This is a genomic window from Microcoleus sp. AT8-B5 (assembly GCF_036705565.1).
In the GTDB taxonomy this organism is placed as follows: Bacteria; Cyanobacteriota; Cyanobacteriia; order Cyanobacteriales; family Microcoleaceae; genus Microcoleus.
On record NZ_JAUBUY010000055.1, the window covers coordinates 35,094 to 41,709 of the forward strand.

Genomic DNA, 6,616 nt, shown 5'->3' on the forward strand with positions numbered 1-6,616 from the left:
AACTGAAAATCCGACAATTTCCGAAACTCCCAATTCCGATCCAAATCCTGCCGATCCAAAAACAGATTCTCCCGCAGTAGAAACTGAAAATCCGACTGTTTCCGAAAATCCCAATTCCGATCCAAATCCTGCCGATCCAAAAGCAGATTCTCCCGCAGTAGAAACTGAAAATCCGACTGTTTCCGAAAGTGCCAATTCTGCAACGGATGCTGCGGAAGCAAAAACGGAAACATCTGGCGCCGTTGAAACTAAAAATCCGACTGTTTCCGAAAGTGCCAATTCCGCGACGGATGCTGCGGAAGCAAAAACGGAAACATCTGGCGCCGTTGAAACTAAAAATCCGACTGTTTCCGAAAGTGCCAATTCCGCGACGGATTTGACGGAAGCAAAAACGGAAAATTCCTCTGCGACACAAACCAAAAATCCGACTGTTTCCGAAACTCCCAATTCCGATCCGAATTCTACCGATCCAAAAACAGATTCTCCCGCAGTAGAAACTGAAAATCCGACTGTTTCCGAAACTCCCAATTCCGATCCGAATTCTACCGATCCAAAAACGGAAAATTCCTCTGCGACACAAACCAAAAATCCGACTGTTTCCGAAAATCCCAATTCCGATCCAAATCCTGCCGATCCAAAAACGGAAAATTCCTCTGCGACACAAACCAAAAACCCGACTGTTTCTGAAAATCGCAATTCAGATCCGAATTCTGCAGATCCAAAAACGGAAAATTCCTCTGCGACACAAACCAAAAACCCGACTGTTTCTGAAAATCGCAATTCAGATCCGAATTCTGCAGATCCAAAAACAGATTCTCCCGCAGGAGAAACTGAAAATCCGACTGTTTCCAAAAATCCCAATTCCGATCCAAATCCAGCCGATCCAAAAACAGATTCTCCCGCAGTAGAAACTGAAAATCCGACTGTTTCCGAAACTCCCAATTCCGATCCAAATTCTGCCGATCCAAAAACCGAAAACTCTCCCACAGCAGAAACTGAAAACTCGACAGTTTCCGAAACTCCCAATTCCGATCCGAATCCTGCTGAGATAAAAACCGAAAACTCCCCAGCGACAGAAACCAAAAACTCGACAGTTTCCGAAATTTGCAATTGCGCGACAAATCCTGCTGAAACAAAACCCGAAAACTCCCCAACGACAGAAACTCAAAACCCGCAAGTTTCCGAAAACACAATCCCAACTATCTCAGAAAACATTCAACCAGCCATCGCAGATGCCAAATCAATCGACTTCATCACAGGAGACAAAATCGAAACATCCGTCTTTTTCCAACCCGACAAACCAGAAATACCAGCAATACCCGCAGCATCCACAGACATTCTCACCGGGGAAATTGAAAACACCTCTCCAACTCTTATCGATACCCCCGAAATAGCCAGCCAAACTCCTGAAAATTTCCCGCTAATTTCTCCCGAAGAAATTTCCCAACAGTCGGAAACTCTCAACAGCATATTCGCCCAACAATTTCCTAACATTCCCGAAACAGAATCCCGCCAAAATCATCAACCATCCGCATCAGAATACATAGTTACCGACGCCCAAACTATTATACCCGAAATTGCCGTCACCGAAAATCATCACTCACAACAATCGGAAAATATCACCGCCGACAGCAAAAATCAGCCACCAACAACTATCGACGAATTTGTCAACCCCGACTTCGACTCCGAAAACATCGCCATTACTCCCGAAATATCATCCGACGCCAACAATCAGCCAGACAATTCACTTCATATCATCCCCGACTCCTTCATCGCAACTGCAACTGACAGCCACTCCGAAACAACCATCAACGAATACACAACCACCGACACAGAAACCCAACCAGAAACAACCCCCAACCTCCCCCAAAAAAACCAACCATTAATCGGCATCATCGACACCGGATTCACCACCAACAATCCCCACATCAACTACAGCAAAATCAGCCTCGGCAAAGACTTAATCGAGGGCGACAACAACCCCCTACTCCAACCAAACCAAGCCAACCAACACGGCGACAAAATTTTAGAAATTATCGTCGCCACAGACAATCAAAACCCCACCCAAAAATCGACTCCGATTTGGTTGGGACGAGCAACAGGCAGCGGCAACTGGCATCAATCCCTGATAGAATTTGTAAACGCAGCAATCGCCGCCAAACAACCCAACGCCCTCATCAACCTCAGCTTCGACTTAACCCAAATCAACCCCGACGGCACACAAACCACACGGCACAAATTGACAGCAGAAGAAAAATCAGCACTCAAATACGCCCTTGACAACAACATCCTGATTGTAGCAGCCGCTGGAAACGAAGGAACACTCATTTCAGCCCTCGGACAAGCCTCCACAGAATTCGACAACATCATCACAGTGGGAGCATCCGACAACAACCACCGCGCCGCCTATTCCAGCTACGGAGGCGGATTAGATATCCTAGCACCAACAAGCCTTACACAAACAGCAGAACCATCAACAACCCAATCCAAACAAGGCACATCAATAGCAGCCGCATTCGTCACAAACACCATCTGGCAAATGTGGGCAGCCAACCCATCCCTGAACCGCCAACAAATCAAAAACATCCTCCTAAACACAGCAACAGACATCGACGTACCCTCATGGGACGAAAGAACAGGATACGGAATATTAAACCCAGAATTAGCAATAGCCACCGCCACAGAAACAATCCCCGCAATCCCAGTCTTGGCAGCTACCAAACACTTGACAAAACCCTTAATTGATGCCGATGCAAATCCCAGCAACACACCCAACAATACCCCATCCCAACCCTCAGAAAGAGCAACTGCAACCACAGCCCCAGGCACACCAAAGACTACCAGCACCTCAACCGGAAACAGTAATGAAGGCACCAGCTCCTATACCACAGAATTAGCGCCATATACAACTACCTCTACCAGTAGTTCCAACGGCACAACCACCACAAACACTCAAACTAATAGCAACTTCTCAAACACCGAATCAAGCTGGGATCAAAACGCCGTCAACACCAACAGCAAGAGCAACTCTTTTAACGAATACACCAGCGATTCCAGCACAAATGCTGCTACCTACACCAGCAAAAACTTTTCCCAAAACTCAGTCGAAAACACAAATCAATCGCAGCAAAACTACAGCCGAGTTAAATACGAAGGCACTCGCAACGACCAAAGCTCATATCTTCAAAAATCCCGCTATTCTAGCAATTATACCAGTCCCGAACAAACCACAAACACCACTGCCGACAGTTACCGAAACAGTTTTTCCCAATCAGACAGTCAATACGGAACCGACTATGCAACGAATAACGGCAACCGCCAAGACGATTGGGGTTCAAAATCAACTTCAAACACTCACTATACTAGCAGCACCGGCAGTTCTCTCAACCACAGTTCAACTCAAATTCAAGGCAAAGCCGATTGGACGTCGGGCAGCAATAACAGCAGTTACACCAACACTCACAGCGGGTCAGAAAGCCAAGTAAATCGCTCGAATTATGAGAGCAACAGTAGCAGCGGCCCCTCCAAAACCAGCAACAGCAGCAACGACTATTCAGCAATCAATTCAACTTGGGACAGCACTACAACAGACGGCACAACAGTCAGCAGCAACAGCCGCGATACTTATTCAGAAGCCAATAGTAATTATCACAGCAGTTACGACGACGGCCCGTCAAAAAATACCAGCAATCAATCCACTTACACCGTCAATCAATCTGAACAAACCAACAGCAGCAACGGCCCATCATACTGGCAAAACAATCGAGATAATAATTACTCGGTAACTCAGACCAATGACACGCAAAACTACAAAGACGGCCCGTCAACTAGCAGCCACAGTCGGGATACTTATTCTCTCAGCAAGTCGAACTCTTCCAGCAGCAACAGTGAGGGTCAAGTCAGTTATAATTCCGAACTTGAAAATTATTCAGAAAATCATGCTCAGTGGGAGAGCGAGTATAATGCTGATACTTATACTACTCAAAGTAACAGCGACGAATCGACAATAACCGCTACCAAAAGTAACAGCAGCACCGAGGGCAACAATTCCACCTCATCTAACAGTAGCGACACCTCCCGTACTTGGAATTCACAGACAGTTACCATTTATAAAGATGGCCAAAGAACAGAAAATGGCAGTTCGAGTTACGAGAAATGGTCGAGCGAAAGCACTTACGATAGTAACGGCGTAGCTAGTTCGGTGTCCCAGTATTCTAGCTGGAGTTCAAGTTACAGCAAGTATTATTTTAAGGGAGGTTACAGTTGGACGGAAACTGTGAGCGGTTACGACTCAGAATCGGTGACGAAAGGGGGTGTCTATACGAGTAATGGCAGCAGTTGGAGTTGGACTCGCAGCGGGACTGAGTATGATGATGGGAGGAATAGTTGGAGTGAAAGTTGGTCGAAGTCTAGTTGGGAAGATGGGGAGTATTTGCCGGGTGAATATGAGGTGACGGGGGGGTCATTTGACCCGGAAGGAACTGGGACGCTCCCGAATAATTTGCCGGAATTTGGGGAAGCGCCGCGGTTGAATCAGGCGCCGAAACAAGAGGTGCCGATTGATTTTCAGAAGTTGCCGAAGCCTAGTGATGATATTTGGCAGTTGCCGACTTTTATTGTTAAGGAGCCTGAGTTTAAAGATGTCTTTGCTAGTTATGAAGTTGATGCGCCTTCAGGTGGGAGTGGGAATGATTATTTAGCTAATAATCCGTCTGGTGGTTCTGGTGCTCCTGGTGGAAAATTACCTGAAAACAAACGTTCTGCACTGGCAGAAGTTATTCAACAATTGTTGAATTTTTTTAGACCTCTTGGAGAGTTTGTTGCTGGCGCAGTCTATCAATGGTTGCGTAATAATGGAGAACCAGCTACATGGTTGCTGGAGGTTTTGAGCCCTGGATGGAACCGATTAGAACAAGATGTGGAGCGTGGGCTTCCTCAAACCTGGCCTTTTAAGGCAGGGCGAACTTTTGGAGATGGGGCAGCAATTGTCACAGGGATTTTAGAGATAATAGGGGGTAGTGGGGCTGCTGGTGGCGGTAGTAGTTTATGTGTAACAGGATTCGGCTGCATTGCAGGTGCTCCTGCCATAGTAGCAGGAACCGCTCTAGCGCTACATGGCTCTGGTACAGCTTCCCGTGGATTAGCAAATATATTAGCCGACATAGCTGAAAATCTGGGGGTAGTTTTTCAGAGTTCATCAGGTAAGAGGAACAGTGGAGGTAGACCCTATGAACCACCTATAAGGAGCAGTCAAACGTATGACGGCTATACTCAGGTAGAGTGGAGCACCTCACCTAACGACCCACGTACTCCGTTGGTGACTTTCAAAGAAGTTAATCCAAACATTATCGAGGTGTCAGATATATTTCCACGCGATTTTCCCCGTCGTATTGGTGGTAATATGATTGCAGATGCCTTACGAACTCACGGAATAAATAGACCATCAACCATCAGATTGACGAATGTAACGAACGCTCCCACCAAAGAAGCAATTGACCAGGGCATTTCTGTTGAAAATACGGTCTTGGGTGACACTTTGAAAGATGCAGCCAGAGAATTGGGTGCTACACCTACGAGTTGGAGTACAAATACAAATGCTAGAGGTCAAAGATGGATAGAAGTAAAATTGTCTTACTAGAGCAACTAAAGCAAGCTTGTTCGCAACGAATCGATAAGAGCTGGCACCTGCTAGCAACTGCTGCGGGAAATGAGGAAGGTATTCGTGTGACGTTGCGCGGTCTGGAAATTAATGAGTTACGCCTTGACACATTCATTGCTATGCCCACCCGCTTAGTAGAAGATAGGGTTCTAGCTCTTTCTGTTTCCCGACCCGAGCTTTTACGTAATTTGTTAAATCAGTGGGAAATGGAACCACGCACTGGCAATCCCGATATCGATGCTGGGTGTTTAGAAACAGCTCTTACAACAGGTCGCAGATGTTTCACAGTTTTGGAAATAGATCCAGAAGCAGAACCGTGGTCGTGGGAGGAGGAATTAAAAAACAAACCTTTAAAACTTATATACAACTCCGAGTATATTCGCTTGTTAGGTAGTCGTCCTTTGAAGGACAAAGTGCTAACACAAAAGGATATAGAAAACGCCATAGGATCGGGAATGTTTCTGCTCCAAACATTACGCACACAACAGGTACAAATAGATGAATCTGTATTTGCTCACTATGCAGATTTAATCAGTTCCACAGGTCCCTACGTAACCGCTATGCTGATTGAGTTATCGAGACAAACTAATTTCGATTCCCGGATCTGGTTTGAACGGATTCTGGAAGTATTTCCGACTATTTCTGATCCGCTCGATCTGACTCTATCAACCTATGCTTTACTCAATGAGCAATGGGTTATGCCTTGGTGATTGGATCTCAAATTCCTTTTGTGCTATGGACTTGATAGGCGATTAGTTTTGTGCGCTCGAATTATTGTCAATAGTTTGACCTGACTCGGGCGATCGCACACCGGGTAGAATTTCCTGTGAGTCGAGAGCCCGTTTTTAGTGAATTTTCGGCTTCGGGATCTCGAACTTTAAATACACAACCACCGACACAGAAACCCAACCAGAAACAACCCCCAACCTCCCCCAAAAAAACCAACCATTAATCGGC

Annotated in this window: 1 protein-coding gene and 1 pseudogene; both read left to right on the forward strand. The window is 46.0% G+C overall.

Annotated features, from left to right (window positions below):
• Nucleotides 1-5,638: pseudogene (locus tag QUB39_RS26080) on the forward strand (hypothetical protein); the annotation flags it as partial.
• Entirely contained in the window at nt 5,611-6,369 is a 759-nt protein-coding gene (locus tag QUB39_RS26085; RefSeq protein WP_333058546.1) for a hypothetical protein, read from the forward strand. The pseudogene QUB39_RS26080 and the gene QUB39_RS26085, both read left to right, overlap by 28 nt.
• The last annotated feature ends 247 nt before the right edge of the window (nt 6,370-6,616 follow it).

Bases quoted from the DNA above. Each gene is read 5' to 3' on its own strand.
- QUB39_RS26085 (WP_333058546.1), top strand. From the start codon at position 5,611: ATGGATAGAAGTAAAATTGTCTTACTAGAGCAACTAAAGCAAGCTTGT.